A 19,452-nucleotide genomic window follows, 5' to 3' on the forward strand; every position below is an offset into this window, starting at 1 on the left:
CGGAGGTGAAACGAAATGGTAATTAGTAAAGGTGTAAAAACGTTTAACGTTATCAATATCATATTTCTGACATTACTTGGTTTAACCATGGTGCTGCCTTTGTTGCACGTAATCGCTCAATCATTTAGTAATAGCGTAGCGATTAATAAAGGTCTCGTATATTTCTGGCCGGTTAACTTTACAGGAGCCAACTATACCAGTATTTTGAAAGACCAAACGATTTGGCTCGCTTTCAGAAACAGTGTTATCATTACAGTTGGAGGTACGCTAATTAACTTGATTGCAACGGCGTCTCTAGCTTATCCATTATCCAGACAAGAATATTTGGGTCGTAAAATCATTTTGATCATGGTTCTTATCACTTTAATATTCCATGCTCCATTGATTCCAAACTATTTGCTACTTAAAAACATCAAGCTGTTGAACACTTTGTGGGTTCTTATGATCCCAACTGCAATCAGTGCTTACAACTTGTTCGTAATGAGATCGTTCTTCATGAACTTGCCTAATGAGTTGTTCGATTCCGCTCGTATTGACGGCTGTGGCGAAATGGGGATGTTGTGGAGAATCGTACTTCCATTGTCCAAGCCTGCAATGGCAACCATGGGGATTATGTACGCCGTATCCAACTGGAATACTTATTCAGCGGCTATCTACTATATCAATAGTCGTGCCTTAATACCGCTTCAAGTAAGACTTCGCGAAATGATTATTACGGACCAGTTCGGAGCATCCGATTCGTCAGCTTTGGATTCCGCAGTTAACTTATCTCCTGAAGGTTTGAAGATGGCCGTAATCGTTATCGCAACTATTCCTATCATGCTAATTTATCCGTTCCTGCAAAAGCATTTTATTAAAGGGATGCTCGTAGGCTCTATCAAATCATAAAAAAACACAAGCTCCCGTAATTTTAACAATATTGATTATTGCTTAAGCAAGTTATAATAGCAATGTAAACGTAATCACAAAATCAATTCGATTGTTAGAATTCAAAAGGGAGAAGGGGTAACATGAAAAAAGCAGTAGGTCTAGTTATGGCATCCGTACTAGCAGTTGGCTCCATCGCCGGCTGCTCCAGCGGTGCTGGCACGAAAGATGCAGACAAAGGAAGCGCTCCCGCAGCTTCTAAAGGTCCGTTGAAATTCTCGATTTCATATCCTACTACAACTGGTGACGGATACGGCCAAAAGCAACCTGATTTGAGCAAAGAGAAATGGGTTCAGCGCTTGAACAAGTTGACCAATACCGAAATCGATGTAAGGTTGATTCAAAGGGAAAAAATGAGTGTATTGTTTGCAGGGAACGATATTCCTGATGTATTGGGTAGCTTGGACTTGCCAACAGGAAAAGATATGGCTGGTTCAGTTGAAGCAGGCGTGTTTCAACCATTAGACGACTTGCTGAAACAATATGCTCCTACACTTTACAAGAATGTACCTAAAGCGGCATGGGATTCGGTAACCTATAATGGTAAAATTTATGGCATTCCAGACTACTTGACCAATCCATCCCGTCGCGGAACTTATATCCGTACAGACTTGCTGCAGAAGACAGGACTTCCAGTACCTAAGACGATCGACGATTTCGTGAACGTCATGCGTGCCTTTAAGAAGCTCGGAGTTGAAAACCCTTACCAAATGCGTGAGAACTTCAAGTATGCGGATACAGTATTCGGAGCCTTCGATGTACTTCCTTACAAAGATCAATTTGAAAAACAAGGCGATCAAATTGTACCGAAGTTCTTCGATGTAGAGAACATGCAAAAAGCTCTTCAAACCTTGAAAACGATGTACGATGAAGGCTTGATTCCGAAAGACTTTGCAACAATTTCTTCCACGGACTATAGCAAAAACATCAACGCTGGTAAAGCGGGAATGTGGTCTGCTAACGTAAGCGGTGGATTATCCGGTTTCAGAACTAATATTACAGCAGTTGATCCTAATGCAAAGATTGATGTAATCGCTTCACCGACAGGTCCTGAAGGCAAAGCCGGCTACTTCTTGTACTCTCCAATGGTTCGTACGTTCTACATTAATAAGAGCGTAGATAAAGATAAAGCGATCGGCATCATGAAATACTTCGAATGGATGCAAACCGAAGAAGCTGCTAAATTCTTCAGCCTTGGAGTTGAAGGCGAGAATTACACGGTAAGCAATGGTAAAATTGCTTACAAAGCTCCAACAAACAAAGATGAAAAAGATGAAGAAGGATGGCGTTCAACGTTGTGGGTTGGACAAGATTCGACTTACAACAAGTTGCAATTGGAGCAAAGCAAAGACGGTCAAGATACTTTGAAAGCGTTTGACACCATCTTGTCCAAAGAAGGTCTTGGCGGTATCGGCTTCTACCCGGACTTGAAATCGTTCTCCAAATATCCAGACTTGACTCCACTTGGTGATACGGGTCCTAAATTAATCGTTGACCACATGGTTAAAATGGTATATGGTAAAGAACCGATCTCCGATTGGCCGAAAGTTATTGAAGAGTACAAATCAAAAGGCGGAAACGAAATTATTAAAGAAGCTACAGAGAGATACAATAAGAAAGACGGCGTTTCCGTATTCAGCAATCAAAAATAGTGCTAAGCATCTGCCCTAGCAATAGGGTGGATGCTTTTCCCGTTTTTATAAGAAGGGGGATTAACAGGATGCAGTTACTAATTGTGGATGATGAACCCATCAATCGCAAAGGATTAGCGCGTATGGCCGAACAGTATCCTTTGCCTGAATCCCATATTCATACAGCGGCAAATGGTGTTCAAGCTATGGAAATTATCCGTTCTCAAGTCCCAGATGTCATTTTTACGGATATCCGAATGCCCAAGATGGATGGTTTGGAGCTATGCAAGCAGCTTCACGAGCAATTCAGCCATATCCCTATCGTTGTCATATCAGGATACTCGGACTTTGAATATGCGCAAAAATGCATGTCCTATGGGGTGAAGCATTATTTGCTGAAGCCCGTTACCAAATCCGATGTGATTGAAGTGCTGGATGCCCTGATGAGGTCCAAAGCCAGGAGCTTCGTATCTTTAACCAAATATGAAGAGTGGATTGAAGAGGTAGAACAAGCGATTTGGATGCTGAACCTGAACGAAATCAACCAATTGACCGAGCAGTGGAAGCAGTACTGTCTTCAATCGGAATTGAATGTTGTTCAGTTAAAGGAATTGTTAGAAGAATGCATCAATATGCTTGTGAAGCGAATGGCTAAGAAATCTATGATATTGACCGTTGAGAAGAACGAGACACGTCCCCTGACGAGGGAGGACGCATTGGAGCTTTTTGAAACTCAGCTAAAACAACTGACTTCTGACTTGATGATTAAAAGAAGCGGTAATTTTAAAGACCCGATGAAGGAAGCCAAGGGTTATATCGATAGTCACTTATCACAGGAAATAACACTCGAGGAAGTCGCCGAGATGGTTGGACTGACGCCAACTTATTTTAGTTCCTTATTCAAGAAAATGACGAATGAAACGTTCGTACAATATCGGATTAAGAGGCGTATTGAGCTTGCTCAGAAGCTAATGGCAGTTCCTCATATGAAAATGAGCGATATAGCAGCAGAGGTGGGATATGAGGATTACCCTCATTTTACAAAAATGTTTAAAAAAATGACAGGTTATTCGCCTTCCGAATATCGCAGCATTTTGGGGATTAAATGATGAAATGGAATTTGTCCCGTAAGCTGTTAACTTATTTTCTAGTTGTTATTGTTGTCTCCTTAACGTCGGTAGGCGTATTCACCTATACGCGATCGTCGAACGAATTGGATCAGCTTAGCAGCAGGCACATGTCACAAATTGTAAACAATGCGATGTATCAGACCGATTTATATTTGCAAAATTACGATCGTTCCATGTCATCGCTTCTCTCAAATCAAGATGTTAAGCAGTTTTTGGACATGCCGCCGCTTAACGGATACGATTATTACAGTTTTTATTCATCCATCAAAGAATATGGAATAAAGCCGATCTTTATTAGAAGCCCTGAGATCGTGAACATGTATATAATTAGTTATAACGGCAATTCTATCTTCAGCTTTAACGGGGGAGGTTCAGATCAGCCGCTTACTTCAACGGAGGCCGCTAAGCGTCTGGCTATGTTAAAGGAAAAAACCAAAGACAACGGTCAATTAAGCGCGCTGAACACAACCATCCAGCCAGAACGCAAAAATAGCGTCATTACGCTTGCTCGAAAAATAAGAGGGCTGAGCTCGCCGGAATATAGCGGTATATTGGCATTTGAGGTGCAAATCAGAGATTTGGCGACCCTCTGGGGAGGGATTGACCTTGGAGAGGATGGTTTCTTCTTCATACTGGATGAATCCGGAGAGATTGTGTACCATCCACAAAAAGAGATGATCGGAACCCAGGTCTCCGCCAAATTAAAAGAGCAGCTCGACCAATCGGACGCGCAAATGTTCGAAAGCAAGGAAGGCAATAAAAAGCGCATGTACGTGAGTCGTGATTCCGAATATTCTGGATGGACATTGGTTGTCTCGATGCCTCTTGACGAGTTGAAAAAACCGATCGCAAGCATTCGTACGACTACCATTTTGGTTGGATTGATTACGCTAGTTGTTGCTATTTGGCTATCGAATCGTTTTGGCCGCTCAATAACACGTCCTATTCGCGTGTTGAAGAATGGAATGAGACAGACGGAAAAAGGGAACTGGATAACGATTCCGGTAAGTTCAAATGAACCAAAGGATGAATTGGATGAGTTGACGTTAAGCTATAATCTGATGGTCAAGCGTCTTTCCGACTTGGTAAAACAAGTATACGAAGCGGAGCTGCAAAATCGTGAAACACAGCTGGAGCGCCAAAAGGCTGAGTTTCAGTCGCTTCAGATGCAGATTAATCCTCATTTTCTGTATAACACATTGGAAACCATCGCTTGTTATGCTGCGTTGAAGGATTCTGATGAAATATCAGAGATTGTCAAGGCTATGGCTTATATGCTTAGATATTCGGTACAGACGAACCTAGAAGAAATAACGGTTGCCAATGAGCTTAAGCATATATTGACTTATATGACCATTCTTAAACACAGGATTGACTACGAATTTGAGATAGACGCGGCGGTACCGCCTAATCTTCTGCTGCACAAGATGGTACGGTTAACACTGCAGCCTCTTGTGGAAAATATATTCCAGCACGCATTTCCTGATGGTGTGGAGCCTCATCATTTTATTCGTATCGATGCTGGCATTGATGAAGATATATTCTGGGTTAGCGTTGAAGACAACGGGGCTGGAATTCCAGAGGGAAAGCTTGAAGAGCTTAACAATAAGCTGGAGACTTATCGTTTAACGGATACGGTAGGCAGTAGTGAGAAGGTTACCAACGGAATTGGAATGATGAATGTGCACAGGCGTATTCAAATGGTGTTCGGAGAAGAGTACGGCCTTCGTATAGTAAGTAAAGAAAATGAAGGCACCAAAATCATTATGCGGATGCCAATTTCGAATCCAAAATAACAGATTAAGCACTCGTTCAAGCTGGCGATATTTCTCAAGCCGGTGCGGGTGCTTTCTTTATCTAAGTCTTGAGACGGTTTACAAAGAACTGTTTTTTCGTTACGATGAGTGAAATAACTTCTTTACTTTTAAGGAGCGATACTAGTTTTGAAGACTCTTATCATTGCGGAGAAACCGGACATGGGTCGGAACATTGCTGCCGCAATAGATTCAAAAGCTAAAAATCACCGTACTTATATAGAGGGTGAGCAGTACATCATTACTTGGGCGATAGGTCATTTGATTGGGTTAGCTGAACCGGACGCCTATGACGATAAGTATAAAAAATGGAACTTTAACGATTTGCCGATCATTCCCGATCGGTTTAAGCTTGTGCCCAATTTCAAAACCAAAGATCAATTAAAGGTTATCGCAGAGCTGGCGAAGCGGAGCGGGCAATTAGTAAATGCTTGCGACGCCGGGCGCGAGGGGCAGCATATTTTTTCCTTAATCCAAAGGCATCTGAAGCTTATGCATCCGGTCAAGCGGCTCTGGATTTCAGATTTAACGCCGGAAACAATCCGTAAGGGATTTGCTGAGCTTAAAGAAGGCTCGGAATATGAGAACTTGACGAAGGCGGCGAAAGCAAGAAGTGAGGCCGATTGGTTGATTGGGATGAACGGTTCTCGGGCTTTTACGACAAAGCATAATGAGCTGCTGTCAGTAGGCCGTGTACAGACACCGGTCTTGGCCATTTTATATGATCGTCAAAAAGAAATCGAGGCGTTCCAATCCAATAAGTTTTATGATGTGGAAGCTCAGTTCAAGCAAGCGGATACGGAGTATAAGGGATTATGGCAAGGAGAGCGAATAACGGATCCTGAGAAGGCCAATGCGCTGGTGCTGAAGCTAAAGGGCAAGCAGGGGAAGGTTGCTAGCTACGAGGTGAAGGATACGAAGGAGTATCCTTTTAAGCTGTATGACTTGACGCTGCTGCAGCGGGAAGCAAATGCCAAATATGGCTACTCAGCCAAAAAGACGTTGGATCTGGCTCAAGCGCTTTATGAGAAGCATAAGGTTATCAGCTATCCCAGGACTAATTCTAACTATGTAACCGAGCAGAACATACCTGAAATGCATCGCTCGCTGGATCAACTAAGAGGCACTGCCTACAGTCATTTGGTAGAGAACGCTGAAAAAAGCAGGGTGCATAAAAATAATAAGGCGGTATGCAATCCCACCAAGGTAGAGGATCACCACGCAATACTGCCTACGCACAAAAAGGCGAGCGGTTTATCAAGCGATGAACAGAATGTGTATGATTTAATTGTACGGCGGTTTCTATCGCACTTTTATGCTCCGGCAGAATACAAAATTCATACCGTTCTGACCGAAGTAGAGCAGGAGATGTTCAAAAGCACAATTAAGCAGCTCCTATCTGAAGGCTGGAAGGTTATCTATGCTGATCAGAAGAAGGATAAGCCCAAATCCAAAGGGAAAGCAGATAAGTCTGAAGAGGAAGAGCCTGAGGAAGAGGTAAGCACTGCATTCACATTACAGCCCGAAGTTCCGGTAAAATGTTCCAAAATCACTGCCAAAGAGAAAGAGACTCAGCCGCCTAAGGCTTATACCGAAGGAACTCTGCTTAAAGCGATGGAAGGGGCCGGCAAGCAGGTTGAGGATGAAGAACTTAGAGATGCAATGAAGGATTCGGGACTGGGTACCCCCGCCACTCGTGCTTCTGTGATTGAGAGGCTGAAGCAGGTAGGCTATATCGTCATGCAGGGCAAGCGTATAGTGATCACGCAAAAGGGACGTACGGCAATTGAGCTCGTCCGTGGAGCGGGAGTTGATCTTCTTACCTCGCCTGAGATGACGGGACAGTGGGAGCGGCGGCTCAATGAGATCGCTCGCGGAGTGGCCTCGGATGAGACGTTCATGGCCAATGTAAAGAAATTCACGAACCTGATCGTCGATAAGGTTCGAGTACAATCGAAGGCTGCGAAGCAAGCCTTCGAAGGAGATGCACCGTCCGCAGGCGCAGCCAAGCGGACGCGTAAGCGCGGCGCCGAGGCTGAAGCTGCCGTCGGCAGCAACACAGCAGCGCCGGCGGCGAAGCGCACCCGTGCTGCGCGCAGCGGTGATGCCGCGGCTAAGGCGCCAGCCGGCGGCTCGCGAACGCGACGCAGCGCGGCGCCTGAGGCAAGCGCCGCCGCGGCCGAGCCCGCGGTTAGAGCAGGCGGCGGAGCGCCAACGGTGACCGCTACGGTGACTAAGCCGGGCATAGCGGCATGCCCAAGGCCCGGATGTAACGGGCGCATCATAATGGGCAAGCGAGGCTATGGCTGCACCGAATACAAATCCGGCTGTGGATTTGTGATTTGGAAGAACAGCTTCGGAGCCGTATTAACAGATACGGCCGTACGTTTTTTAATAGAAAAGGGCGCTACCGCCAGATTGACCTTAACCGACGAGAATGGAAGAGCTACAGAAGGGCGGATAGTACTAGTGGACAGAAATACGGGCAAGCTAGCTATCGAGCCTATGCCCAATTAATTGACCCATATAAGATAAAAGGACGTTCCCTAAGTATAATTCATCCTTAGAGAACGTCCTTTTCATTGTTTTGATTAGGATGCCAGTAAAGGCAGCACATACACGTACACTGCGATAAAATGACACAAGCTGCCCGCTGTGACAAACAAATGCCATATAACGTGATGGTAACGGATCCTACGCCAAAAATAAAAAATACTGCCGAAGCTGTATAAGAACACCCCGGCGAGCAGCCATACCATGCCTTCCAGAGACAGAGCCTGCTGCAAAGGCCGAATAATGAGTACGATAAGCCAGGCCATGAGAAGATATAGACCAATGGAGAAGGTCATGTAACGCCCCGGGTACAGGAGCTTTAATGTCACACCGATACAGGCAAGCAACCAAACTCCAATCAGCATCCCTATACCTACAGAATCGTGACGTATAACGAGAAGAAAAGGGGTATACGTTCCTGCTATAAGTAAATATATTGCCGCATGATCGAGCATTTCATAGCGTGCAACGGCTCGCTCCTGAGTTGCGCTGTGCAATAAAGTAGAACAGACGTATAAAATTACGAGCGAGAAGCCGAAAGCAGTACTCCCTAATAAGTGCATCATACTTCCGTTTTTAAGCGATTGCTGCAGCAGCACGACAAGCGCAGCGGTGCTTAACACGGCTGCGAATCCATGACTTAGGGCATTAGCCCTCTCTTCCTTCCACGAGGTTGCATTCATATATAGTCCACTCCTGTTTACGCTGTATGAATAAGCTGTTGCCAACCTATTCTATCGTTCCCAGGAAAGAGTTATTTTACGCTGAGCAGAGAATAGCTTCATGGAAATCGTTACGACTCGTTGGCTGCTTCTACAGTAACCAGACATGGAATGGGTGTTTGATTGGCTTTTTTTGAGGGGAATAACCAGAGCTGTGGTGTATCCTTGATGTTTATCATTGAAAGCTGAAACCGTTCTCTCGGGAAGTTCGTACTGTATAACAAAATACGATTCCCATCGACCTCTTTCAATAAAATGTGAGTATCATGTGCTTGTTTACCGTTGATGATGACAGTAAACACGGCCGATTGTACGGATTCAGAATCGATTCTTTTTTGAAATCGTACCTGCAGCTTGTCGTGGCCTATTCTTTCTGCACTAACAGCTCTTGGTTCTTCATCATACATATACTTGCCTAGATGATATTCATAAGCTGTCCATGAAGCGTACCCCAATTTATCTGAGGTTTCGACGAACTTCAATAGCCACTGGCGACTGCGTCTCATATTTTTTAATGAACCGATGTCGGTTTGAATTCCTAACGGGAGGTTCGGATGAAGTGAGCGTATACGAGCGGCAAAAGGCTCATAACGCGTAATATAGTCAGCAGGGAGCCTCCAACGCATCCAGTCCGGCCAATGTGTTTGAATGAAATGTACATCCGGTCTTACATAGGAAATCATAGCCGCGGCATCGATTCCCTGATATTCCCGCAGCTTTTGCACCGAATCAGGCCCAGCATCGACCCCCAAAGACCATGTGGCAATGCGAAGGTCGGGTCTGACCTCTCTTACTCCATCTTTTCCATTGATTAATTCGAACAAAAAACGGTTTACAGCTGATACCCGAAACTCGACCCATTGTCGGTAAAGGATCGGATTATTTTTATAAAACAAAGGAGATGAGGCATATTTGAAATCCGGGATGTCCGAGCCATACTGCTGTTTGAAGGCTGCTCTGGCGTAAGGGCCAACATCTCCGTATACTCCGCTGGACAAGCCATTCCACTCCGGGAAATAAGGCTCTGCTACCTCTAAGCCGTCAAAAGGATATGTCTTAACCAACTCGGCTAGCGCATGCTTTTTCCAAGTCACGTAACGGTAACTGAATGGAGATAGACGGTAGTATCCGTCGTTGACCGGCTTCAATAGAGTCATTTGCCAATCCGACCAATCTTCGGGCAGATGTGCTGTCGTATAAGTGCCATTGCCAAGGACAGTTGCCCACACGGCGAAGCCCTGTTTTTGGAGCTCCTCCAGTAAGGAGCCGTTCACTTTCGTTTCGTCAGTTACAAAATAATGGACAACCCTGTAGTCGGCAATCCTTAGCTCATCGGCAATACTTTGTGGAGAACGATTTAAGTAGTATGGAAAGGTCGGATCGATTTGTATGGATGGGCCCAACAGGTTTTTCATCTGTGTCACCTCTTTCGTTGCAGCTGCCGATCAGGTACGAAGGATTAAAAAGTTTATACAGCTACATATGTTCATAGGAACCGAAATAGTCGATTATAAGCAGATCATCTCTTAAAAACAAAATAAAAATCGCTAGAAAATATTTCTTGCAAAGCGGAAGGAAAGTGTAGAAAATTGTCGAAATGTAAAAAGAAAATATACTTGTTTAATTGGGGGTGGCTTGAGCTATGAAGCCATATAAACAGCAAATGTTTTCTCGTTTGTTCGGAAAGCCTTCACAGGACGGACCAAATCAGCAGGACGGATGGCTAACCAAAAGAGACATGGAGTCTGTATCCATTCAGATCGATACTCAGACGGAAATATTTGCACAGATGAGAATGATCGGGCTAAGTGAAAAAGATTTATCTGTGCTTAAGGCATTACAACCATTGATAGAGCAGCATATTGATGAAATAACCGATCAATTTTATCAGTCGGTTATTGATGTGGAAAAGCTGAGAAGCATTATTGTTGAACATAGCACAGTGGAACGTCTGAAGCAAACGCTAAAAATGCACCTTATTGAAATGTTCAGCGGAACTATTGACGAGGAATTTATCCAGAAGCGGCTCAAAATCGCAAGTGTCCATCAGCGTATCGGGTTGGAACCGAAATGGTATATGGGTGCTTTTCAGAACCTGCAAAATACATTGCTATCAATGATAAATAACCATACCTCGAATAACCAAGAGACGGTTGAAATCGGCAGTGTTATCGCCAAGCTCCTCAGTTTCGAGCAGCAAATCGTGTTGGAGGCCTATGAAAAAGAAAACACGAAGCTCAAAGAGCTTCAATATCAGGAAGTTAAAGAGGAATTGAAGAGCAAGATCACCGCATTCAGCCAGGAGCTGGCACAAATGACTGAACAGACGAGTAACTCCGTACAAGAGCTGGTTACAGGCAGTACCCAGCTGAATTCCACGTTCCTCGAAAGTGTCGCCAAGTCCAAGGAATCTCAGAATTTCTCTAAGCAGGGACTGGAAAGAATTGAGCAGCTGGAGCAGCGTATTCATCATATCCATGACAGTACCTTAAATATGGAGCAAATGGTCACCAAGCTTAATCAATCTTCAGGCAATATTATACATATTATACGCATCGTACAGGATATCGCGGATCAGACGAAGCTGCTTTCTTTGAATGCATCCATAGAAGCTGCCAGGGCGGGAGAGTACGGCAGAGGCTTTGCGATCGTTGCAAGTGAAGTCCAAAAGCTATCGGAGGATACCAAGCAAGCGGTAAACGAAATATCGCAATTCATCGCACAAACCGGAGAATACTCTAACCATGTTGTCCAATCTATCACTGAGGTACAGCAGCTTGTCGAGAAAGGGCAGGAGGAGTCATCGGATGCGCGTAACGTATTTAATCATATAACCGAAACAATGCAGCGGAGCATTCATGAGGTTGCCAAGGTAGAGCAGGAGCTGGAGCTGCTTGTGACGGTTATTGAAGGGATCGGGGCAGCCACAAGCAAGGTGGCGGAGTCTGCAGAAACTTTAAATCAAGCGACTATTAGCTTGTAATCTAACAGAATATGAAATGCTGAATCACACCTTTGATCTGAGGATTAGAAGCGGAACCGCTTTTGAACTCTAGGCAGGGTGTTTTTTTTGTATATTAGACGTTAAAGGTAAATGGTTATTTAAAATATAGACAAAATATAAAAATGTTTGTTATTATATAGTTGAAAGGAGAGGTTGTCGTGAATCGGAGAAAAGAACTTCAGATGCAGTATAAAGAAATAAAGACCGTTGCCGGTGTATACCAAATAAAAAATACGCAGAATGGAAAGATGCTTATCGCTAGCACTCCTAACATGAATTCGTTGAACGGCAAACGATTTTCGCTTCAAATGGGTTCACATGATAACAAGCAGCTTCAAAAGGAATGGAAACAATACGGTGAAGCTGCTTTTGTAATCGAGCTATTGGAGCCGTTAAAAATAGAAGAGGATGATCCTTACTTTAATGCTAAAGAAGCGTTAGGCAAGCTGGAGGAAAAGTGGCTGAAGGAGCTTCAACCCTTTGGTGAGCGCGGATATAACCGGGAACATGAAAGAGAACGAAGATAATCTAGTTTCATGTCTAAGCAAAGTGCTTGATCTAAAATAGATCGAGTGCTTTTTTATTGACTAATGAAAATTGTTAATAGAAATAATTACTTATAATTGACATTGGTTCCGGTACGAGCTACAATTTTCTTATACACAATTTTTTTGCTGATGGATGAGGAGAGATAGCGTCATGAAAAAAGCTGTACCCGTACACATTTTGTCCGGATTTTTGGGCAGCGGTAAAACGACCCTGCTATCGCAGGCCATCGATTATTATAAGCAAAGCGGTAAGAAGCCTGCAGTGCTCATGAATGAACTTGGTGATGTCAATTTGGACGGTATGCTGGTGGAGGACGACGTTCCGATGACAGAGATGCTTAGCGGCTGTATTTGCTGTACGATCCGGGGTGATCTTGGGCTTGAGCTGCGTGATTTGATAAGGGATAACGATCCTGATGTCATATTCGTTGAATGTACGGGGGCTGCGAACCCGATTGAAATTTTGGACGGAGTAACGGATGCTTCGTTATTAACAGAGCTTGAGCTGAAGTCGGTGATTACCGTTATCGATGCAGCACAATTCCAGAAACAGCATGAAGGTGGACAGAGCAAAACCTTTCGTCTCATGCAGGATCAGATCCGTTGTGCAACACAGCTTATATTAAATAAAATCGATTTGATACAACCGGAAGCTATAGCCTCACTTGAGCAGGGGATCCGCGAGCTTAATCCCGTTGCTCCTATGACAGCAACAGTACGCTGCCAAGTTGATATGACTTTATTCGACAGGCTAACGGAAGCCGCTGGAACCGTAAGCGCAACTGAGCATGCACATCGAGAAGCAGGTCACTCAGAATGCGATGCACATGGGGAGAGCGGTATTTGCACCGATCCGACGCATCATCACGAGCATGATGAACTCCACCATGGACATGCACATCATTCACACGATCATGTGATGGTTTACACCCATTATTTCAGCCGTCCTATTGATAGTGAGCAGTTTGAGGAGTTGGTCGGCAGATTGCCGCAAGAAGTGTATCGGGCTAAAGGCATTCTTCGTTTTTCGGATACAGCCAGCTTATTTTTATTCCAGTATGCTTATCGTGAGATGGATTTTGTGAAAATTACCCCTAAAGAAGATTTGCCTAATGTCGCTGTGTTTATCGGAGAGCATTTCTCCAAAGAGCGACTAGCAGCAGAATTGGCGTCGTTGGAGCAAAAGGATTGACTCTATTGGCAAAATCGGGCATTATTAACCTAAGTATGCGTAAATTGAGGGATAAATATGTCAAATCATGAGCATGAACAACATACGCAAGAAACCATTCAGGAAATGGTCCGTGCCATGGCCAATAAAGGCTGGAGAATTACGGATCAACGTAAAAGCTTAGCTGCCTTGTTTGCAGAGGCCGAAGGATACTTGTCACCGAAGGATGTATATGAGTCCATGAGGCAAAAATATCCTGGCGTCAGCTTTGATACGGTATACCGGAACCTTCGACTGTTGAGCGAGATGGGCGTTCTGGAGCAATTTTATTTGAATGAAGGCGTTAAATTTCGTGCACGCTGCCAATCACACCATCATCATCATATGATATGCCTTCAATGTGAGAAGACCATTACCTTCGAGTTTTGTCCTATGAAGGATGTTCCTAGTCTTCCTGAGGGTTTTCAAATTATGAACCATCGTTTTGAAATTTTCGGTTACTGTAACGAATGTTCAGCTAAAGCAACAAACCAATGATGCAATCCTAAAAACCTTTAGGCCCACGGGTCTGAAGGTTTTTTTGTTGGTTTCATAAGTAAGAAAAAAAACAATTGACACATTTCACCAGCGGTGCTAATATACTGACTATAAATCATAGTAATCAGATCGGAATAAAAGTTAATCAACCGGACCACCGGAGATTTCAAACCGAGGTAAGGGCATAAGTCCTTAACCGACAACAGATTACATATGGTTCGACTGTGTCCTAATAGATGAGGGGAGAAATAAAATATGTCGAATATAAGCCTGTTGAATTGGAAAAAGTGGTCCGTTGTTAGTTTAGTTAGTTTATCGTTACTAGGTCTTACCGCGTGCGGAGGAGGTGCAGGAACGCCTGCAGCAGGCACGGCTCCATCAGGAAGCTCAGATAATAAAACAGCAGCAGCTAAGCCTGTAGAGCTTCTCAATGTATCCTATGATCCAACACGCGAGCTGTATCAGGATTATAACAAGTCATTTGCTACCTATTGGAAAAATAAAACGGGCCAAACCGTTACGTTCAAGCAATCGCATGGCGGTTCAGGTAAACAAGGGCGTTCGGTTATTGATGGACTGGATGCTGATGTAGTTACACTGGCTCTCGCCTATGATATTGATGCCATACAAGAAGCAGGTTTAATTCAGAAGGATTGGCAGAAGAAGCTAGCCAGCAACAGCTCTCCTTACACTTCAACTATCGTGTTCTTGGTGAAGAAGGGAAATCCGAAAGGGATTAAGGACTGGGATGATTTGATCAAGCCGGGTCTGCAGGTTATCACACCGAATCCGAAAACATCTGGCGGAGCTCGTTGGAACTATGTAGCCGCTTGGGGCTATGCTTACCAAAAGTATGGCAAGGATGAAGCTAAAGCTAAGGACTTCGTGCAAAAGCTGTTCAAGAATGTGCCCGTATTGGACTCCGGAGCTCGTGATTCAACAACCACGTTTGTACAACGCGGCATTGGTGACGTATTGATTGCTTGGGAGAATGAAGCATACTTGTCTATTAACGAATTCGGTAAAGACAAATACGAGATTGTTACTCCATCCATTAGCGTATTGGCTGAGCCTCCGGTTGCTGTTGTCGATAAAGTCGCCGATAAAAAAGGAACACGTGAAGTGGCGCAAGCTTATCTGGAATATTTGTACTCCGAAGAAGGCCAGAACATTGCCGCAAGAAACTATTACCGTCCGCGTTTGGAATCGGTAGCCAAAAAATATGAATCCCAGTTTAGCAAAGTCAACTTGTTTACGATTGACGATGAGCCGTTTGGCGGATGGACGAAAACACAGAAAACGCATTTTAGTGATGGCGGCGTGTTTGACCAAATCTATAAACCTTAATGAGAGATAGAGAATAGATGAAAGAGTCTGAGAGTCAGAGGAGAGAAATCCATGGCAAAAGGTTGGAAAGAGCGAAGTATTTTACCCGGTTTCGGATTGTCAATGGGCTTTACGGTGTTGTATCTAAGTCTAATCGTCCTCTTTCCGTTATCAGCCATCTTCATTAAAACTTCCGGATTGACTTGGGTGCAGTTCTGGCACGTGGTTACGGATCCACGTGTCATTGCATCCTACAAAATCAGCTTCGGTACGGCGATCGGCGCCGCGTTGGTCAACACAATCTTCGGCTTTATCGTGGCTTGGGTGTTAGTCCGCTACTCTTTTCCCGGCAAACGATTTATTGATGCCCTGGTTGATTTGCCTTTCGCACTGCCTACAGCAGTGGCAGGGATAGCGCTGACAACGATTTATTCACAGAATGGATGGATTGGCAGTATTCTTGAGCCTTTAGGAATTAAGGTGGCCTTCACACCCATCGGAATAGCTTTGGCACTTACCTTTATCGGCATACCATTTGTTGTTCGTACACTCCAACCGGTCATTGAAGAGTTGGAGAAGGAAATCGAGGAAGCGGCGGTCAGTCTGGGGGCTCGCAGGTGGAAGACGTTCACCAAGGTTATTTTCCCCGAACTGCTCCCTGCATTATTGACCGGCTTTACGCTAGCCTTTGCCAGAGCGGTTGGTGAGTATGGTTCCGTTGTCTTCATCTCTGGCAATATGCCAATGAAGACCGAGATTGCTCCTCTGCTCATCATGACCAAGTTAGAGCAGTACGATTATGCGGGTGCGACGGCTATTGCACTGGTTATGCTGGTGATTTCATTCCTTATGCTTCTTATCATCAACTTTATTCAATGGCGGGCGAACCGCCTGAATGTTACGAGTTAACGTTTTGTACACCAAAAACTCAGTAACGCTTACCAGCATCGCTTACGAAGTCAGTTTTTGCTACGCAAAAACTTTTAGGAGGGTCCCCCATGGCCGGATATGTGGCAACCGTGAAATTAGGTTCGGGTGCAACGGATAGACCAAGGCATATAACCGAACCGGCGGTCGTTAAATGGATTTTAATTACCATTGCAATATTATTTCTAGGCTTACTGCTGGTGCTTCCTCTCGTATCCGTGTTTGTAGAGGCATTCAGAAAGGGCAGCGAGGTGTACTTTAAAGCTTTTTCCGATCCTGATGCTGCAGCAGCTATAAAACTAACTTTAATGACGGCAGCAATAGCCGTTCCGCTCAATTTGGTATTCGGATTAGCGGCGGCATGGGCTATCACCAAATTCAAATTCAGAGGCAAGAATCTGCTTATCACGCTGATAGATCTACCTTTTGCTGTCTCACCCGTTATTTCCGGTCTAATCTATGTTTTATTGTTCGGAGCTAAGGGTTGGTTCGGTCCATGGCTCGGAGAACATGATATCAAAATCATCTTTGCACTGCCAGGCATTGTTCTGGCAACGGTGTTCGTTACGTTTCCCTTCGTAGCACGTGAGCTGATTCCGTTGATGCAGGCGCAAGGGGTTCAAGAAGAGGAAGCGGCGGTTACACTTGGAGCGAAGGGCTGGCGCATCTTCTGGAAAATTACGCTGCCGAACATCAAATGGGGGCTATTATACGGCATTATCTTATGTAATGCGAGAGCGATGGGCGAGTTTGGTGCAGTATCTGTAGTATCCGGGCATATTCGAGGCTCAACGAACACAGTGCCGCTTCATATTCAAATTTTGTACAACGAATATAATTTTGCCGGTGCTTTCGCTATGGCATCATTATTGGTTCTGCTGGCGGTTATCACGCTTGTGGTGAAGTCGGTCATCGAATGGAAATTTAACGGTGCGAAGCAGCAGGAAGGGGAGTAAGGGAGCATGCATATTGTAGCCAAACACTTGATGAAAAGCTTTGGCCGCTTTCAAGCTACCAGAGATGTCAGTTTCGAGATTGAAAAGGGGAAGCTGATTGGGCTGCTCGGGCCAAGCGGTGGCGGTAAAACAACGATCTTGCGTATGCTGGCAGGGTTAGAGGAACCAGACTCCGGAGAGATTTTGTTTCATGGTAAAAAAGTAAACCATCTCCCTCCGCAAGAGCGCGGCATCGGTTTTGTGTTCCAGAACTATGCGTTGTTTCGTCATATGAGCGTGTTTGATAACATAGCCTTCGGCTTATCGGTACAAAAGCGTTCCAAGCAGGAGATCAAAGCCCGAGTCAGTGAGCTCATTGAGCTTACTGGGCTTAAGGGACTGGAGAAAAGGCTGCCACACCAGCTATCAGGCGGTCAGCGTCAAAGGGTGGCTTTCGCTAGGGCCATCGCTCCAGAACCTCAGCTGCTGCTGCTGGATGAGCCTTTCGCCGCTATTGATGCTAAGGTCCGCAAAGAGCTTCGTACATGGCTGAAAGATATGATCAATCGGGTCGGTATTACGACTATCTTCGTTACACATGACCAGGAGGAAGCCGTCGAGGTAGCCGACCAAATCATGATTATTAATCAGGGCACGTTGGAGCAAAAGGGCTCACCGATTGAGATTTATCAAAATCCTGAGACGCCATTCGTTGCCGGCTTTATCGGAGAGTCGAACAGTCTGTCCCACATAAGCACATTCAAAGGCTTTGAAAAAGCCGATTTACAGAACGCTAAAGCCATTATTCGGCCCGAGTTTGTTGAAATTGGGTTTCCTAATGAAATATCGTTTCCATCCGCATCGGAAATTGGCACTGTGAAAAATATATATTTCCGTGGTACCAATTGGCAGGTAGAAGTTGAGGTGCGCAACCAGATCGTGTATGCCTACAGGTCCTTGGAGCAGGAGACGATCAAGCCGGGTGATCCCGTGCATGTTCTTATTCATAGGGTTTATTTGTTTAATGATCAGGAAAATCTAACGGTTGAGAACGGTTTGAAAATCGATCCGCTACCGGTACACATTTAATCGAGAGGAAGAGTTGTCAATGGAACATCACATCACAATACAAAGCGAATATGCGGAGCTGGCGGCAACTCTTCATTATCCGGCATCAACCGGATCCAAGAATCCAATCATTATTATTGCGCATGGATTTATAGGCAATCGGGTTGGTGTGGATCGGCTGTTTGTCAAAGCGGCACGAGAATTCAGCGACCAAGGCTATATGGTATTACGCTTTGATTATGCTGGATGCGGCGAGAGCACGGGTGAATATGGCTCCGGTGGGATCGATGCTATGATCGACCAGACACGCACGGTCATTGATTATGCTTTACAGATTGACTGCGTAGACCCAACCCGTCTCATTTTGTTAGGACATAGCTTGGGAGGCGCCGTATCCGTACTTACAGCAGCGAGAGATAAGAGAATTAAATCGTTAGTGTTATGGTCAGCCGTTGCTCATCCCTTTAATGATATTTTGAAAATTATCGGTAAAAAATCATATGAAGAAGCGGTACAATTAGGCTCTACTGATTATTTGGGTTATTCATTTAAACCAGACTACTTTGAGTCGTTAGCAGGGCATCAGCCGTTGGAACAAACCAGGAAGTTCTCTGGAGATGTATTAGTGGTTCACGGAACAAGCGATGAAGTGATTCCAGTTGATTATTGCTTCTTGTATCAGAAGCTCTTTTGGCTTAGATCTCAAGGTCAGTGTGATAAAGAGGTTATTTTTCAAGCGGATCATACGTATTCATCGGGTCAAGCCTATATTCAATTGATTTCAGCAACGAAAAATTGGCTCTTGTCCTTAGATAAACGCAGAAACGATTGGTATGACTGGACGATTTAACCTTATTTTTTTAGATTTTAATCCGATAAAAGACATAGGAATAATAAATTGGAGGGATTGAAAATGGCAAAACCGTTGGAAATCGATGAAGTTTGGAGCAGCAGAATTGTGAACTCTGTAAATGGCTTAGAATATGGAACCGTACAAATTGTTGTACATGATGGTAGAATCGTTCAAATCGAACGAACAGAGCGCAAAAGATTTGAATCCGAAGTGGCGCTGAGAGAACAGCAGGTGGTAGATGCAAGACATCAAGGAAACCGGCGCAAAGGGTAAAACAGACGGTTGTCTACCGGTACACCGGAGACT

17 protein-coding genes are annotated in these 19,452 nt (G+C 44.5%); 15 read left to right on the top strand and 2 right to left on the bottom strand.

Translation table 11 applies throughout. The features are described from left to right. Positions 1-15: 15 nt before the first annotated feature. From BP97_RS0105995 to BP97_RS0106015, 5 genes are all read left to right on the top strand, one after another. Positions 16-888: a carbohydrate ABC transporter permease gene (locus BP97_RS0105995; RefSeq protein ID WP_028548279.1), complete on the top strand. Its 873-nt coding sequence runs from the start codon at positions 16-18 to the stop codon at positions 886-888. Between the two features lie 122 nt (positions 889-1,010). Further along, positions 1,011-2,579: a type 2 periplasmic-binding domain-containing protein gene (locus BP97_RS0106000; protein ID WP_028548280.1), complete on the top strand. Its 1,569-nt coding sequence runs from the start codon at positions 1,011-1,013 to the stop codon at positions 2,577-2,579. 68 nt (positions 2,580-2,647) lie between these two features. Then, complete coding sequence (locus tag BP97_RS0106005; protein WP_028548281.1) at positions 2,648-3,667, top strand: response regulator transcription factor; 1,020 nt, start codon at positions 2,648-2,650, stop codon at positions 3,665-3,667. Beyond that, positions 3,667-5,484, top strand: a complete 1,818-nt coding sequence (locus BP97_RS0106010) for a cache domain-containing sensor histidine kinase (protein ID WP_331281300.1) — start codon at positions 3,667-3,669, stop codon at positions 5,482-5,484. The genes BP97_RS0106005 and BP97_RS0106010 overlap by 1 nt, the downstream gene beginning before the upstream one ends. Before the next feature lie 147 nt (positions 5,485-5,631). Next, complete coding sequence (locus BP97_RS0106015; protein WP_028548283.1) at positions 5,632-8,019, top strand: type IA DNA topoisomerase; 2,388 nt, start codon at positions 5,632-5,634, stop codon at positions 8,017-8,019. Positions 8,020-8,093: 74 nt separating this feature from the next. On the opposite strand, the gene trhA is transcribed toward BP97_RS0106015, so the two are convergent. Together trhA and BP97_RS35460 are read right to left on the bottom strand one after the other, a co-directional pair. After that, a complete protein-coding gene (gene trhA, locus BP97_RS0106020; protein ID WP_028548284.1) occupies positions 8,094-8,738 on the bottom strand; it encodes a PAQR family membrane homeostasis protein TrhA in 645 nt (214 codons plus the stop codon). Positions 8,739-8,848: 110 nt separating this feature from the next. Then, positions 8,849-10,192: a hypothetical protein gene (locus BP97_RS35460; RefSeq protein ID WP_036745585.1), complete on the bottom strand. Its 1,344-nt coding sequence runs from the start codon at positions 10,190-10,192 to the stop codon at positions 8,849-8,851. Between the two features lie 227 nt (positions 10,193-10,419). On the opposite strand from BP97_RS35460, the gene BP97_RS40595 reads away from it, so the two are divergent. The 10 genes from BP97_RS40595 to BP97_RS0106075 all read left to right on the top strand — a co-directional run bounded on the left by BP97_RS40595 (position 10,420) and on the right by BP97_RS0106075 (position 19,419). Continuing rightward, on the top strand, positions 10,420-11,760 hold the full coding sequence (locus BP97_RS40595; protein ID WP_028548285.1) for a globin-coupled sensor protein: 1,341 nt from the start codon (positions 10,420-10,422) through the stop codon (positions 11,758-11,760). Between the two features lie 179 nt (positions 11,761-11,939). Further along, on the top strand, positions 11,940-12,308 hold the full coding sequence (locus tag BP97_RS0106035) for a GIY-YIG nuclease family protein (protein ID WP_028548286.1): 369 nt from the start codon (positions 11,940-11,942) through the stop codon (positions 12,306-12,308). A 172-nt stretch (positions 12,309-12,480) separates the two neighbouring features. Further along, positions 12,481-13,521 carry a CobW family GTP-binding protein gene (locus BP97_RS0106040; RefSeq protein WP_028548287.1) on the top strand — a complete coding sequence of 347 codons (1,041 nt, stop codon included), beginning with the start codon at positions 12,481-12,483 and terminating at the stop codon, positions 13,519-13,521. Between the two features lie 57 nt (positions 13,522-13,578). After that, a complete protein-coding gene (locus BP97_RS0106045; RefSeq protein WP_028548288.1) occupies positions 13,579-14,037 on the top strand; it encodes a Fur family transcriptional regulator in 459 nt (152 codons plus the stop codon). A gap of 255 nt (positions 14,038-14,292) precedes the next feature. After that, positions 14,293-15,384, top strand: coding sequence for a sulfate ABC transporter substrate-binding protein (locus BP97_RS0106050; RefSeq protein WP_028548289.1), 1,092 nt, complete (start codon positions 14,293-14,295; stop codon positions 15,382-15,384). 51 nt (positions 15,385-15,435) lie between these two features. Then, a complete protein-coding gene (gene cysT, locus BP97_RS0106055; protein ID WP_028548290.1) occupies positions 15,436-16,272 on the top strand; it encodes a sulfate ABC transporter permease subunit CysT in 837 nt (278 codons plus the stop codon). A gap of 89 nt (positions 16,273-16,361) precedes the next feature. Then, positions 16,362-17,246, top strand: coding sequence for a sulfate ABC transporter permease subunit CysW (cysW, locus tag BP97_RS0106060; RefSeq protein WP_028548291.1), 885 nt, complete (start codon positions 16,362-16,364; stop codon positions 17,244-17,246). 6 nt (positions 17,247-17,252) lie between these two features. Continuing rightward, positions 17,253-18,314, top strand: a complete 1,062-nt coding sequence (locus BP97_RS0106065; RefSeq protein WP_028548292.1) for a sulfate/molybdate ABC transporter ATP-binding protein — start codon at positions 17,253-17,255, stop codon at positions 18,312-18,314. Between the two features lie 19 nt (positions 18,315-18,333). Continuing rightward, positions 18,334-19,143, top strand: a complete 810-nt coding sequence (locus BP97_RS0106070) for an alpha/beta hydrolase (RefSeq protein WP_028548293.1) — start codon at positions 18,334-18,336, stop codon at positions 19,141-19,143. A 63-nt stretch (positions 19,144-19,206) separates the two neighbouring features. Beyond that, entirely contained in the window at positions 19,207-19,419 is a 213-nt protein-coding gene (locus BP97_RS0106075) for a YezD family protein (RefSeq protein ID WP_028548294.1), read from the top strand. Positions 19,420-19,452: the final 33 nt, after the last annotated feature.

The sequence above is a fragment of the Paenibacillus sp. UNC451MF genome (assembly GCF_000686845.1).
Taxonomy (GTDB): domain Bacteria; phylum Bacillota; class Bacilli; order Paenibacillales; family NBRC-103111; genus Paenibacillus_S.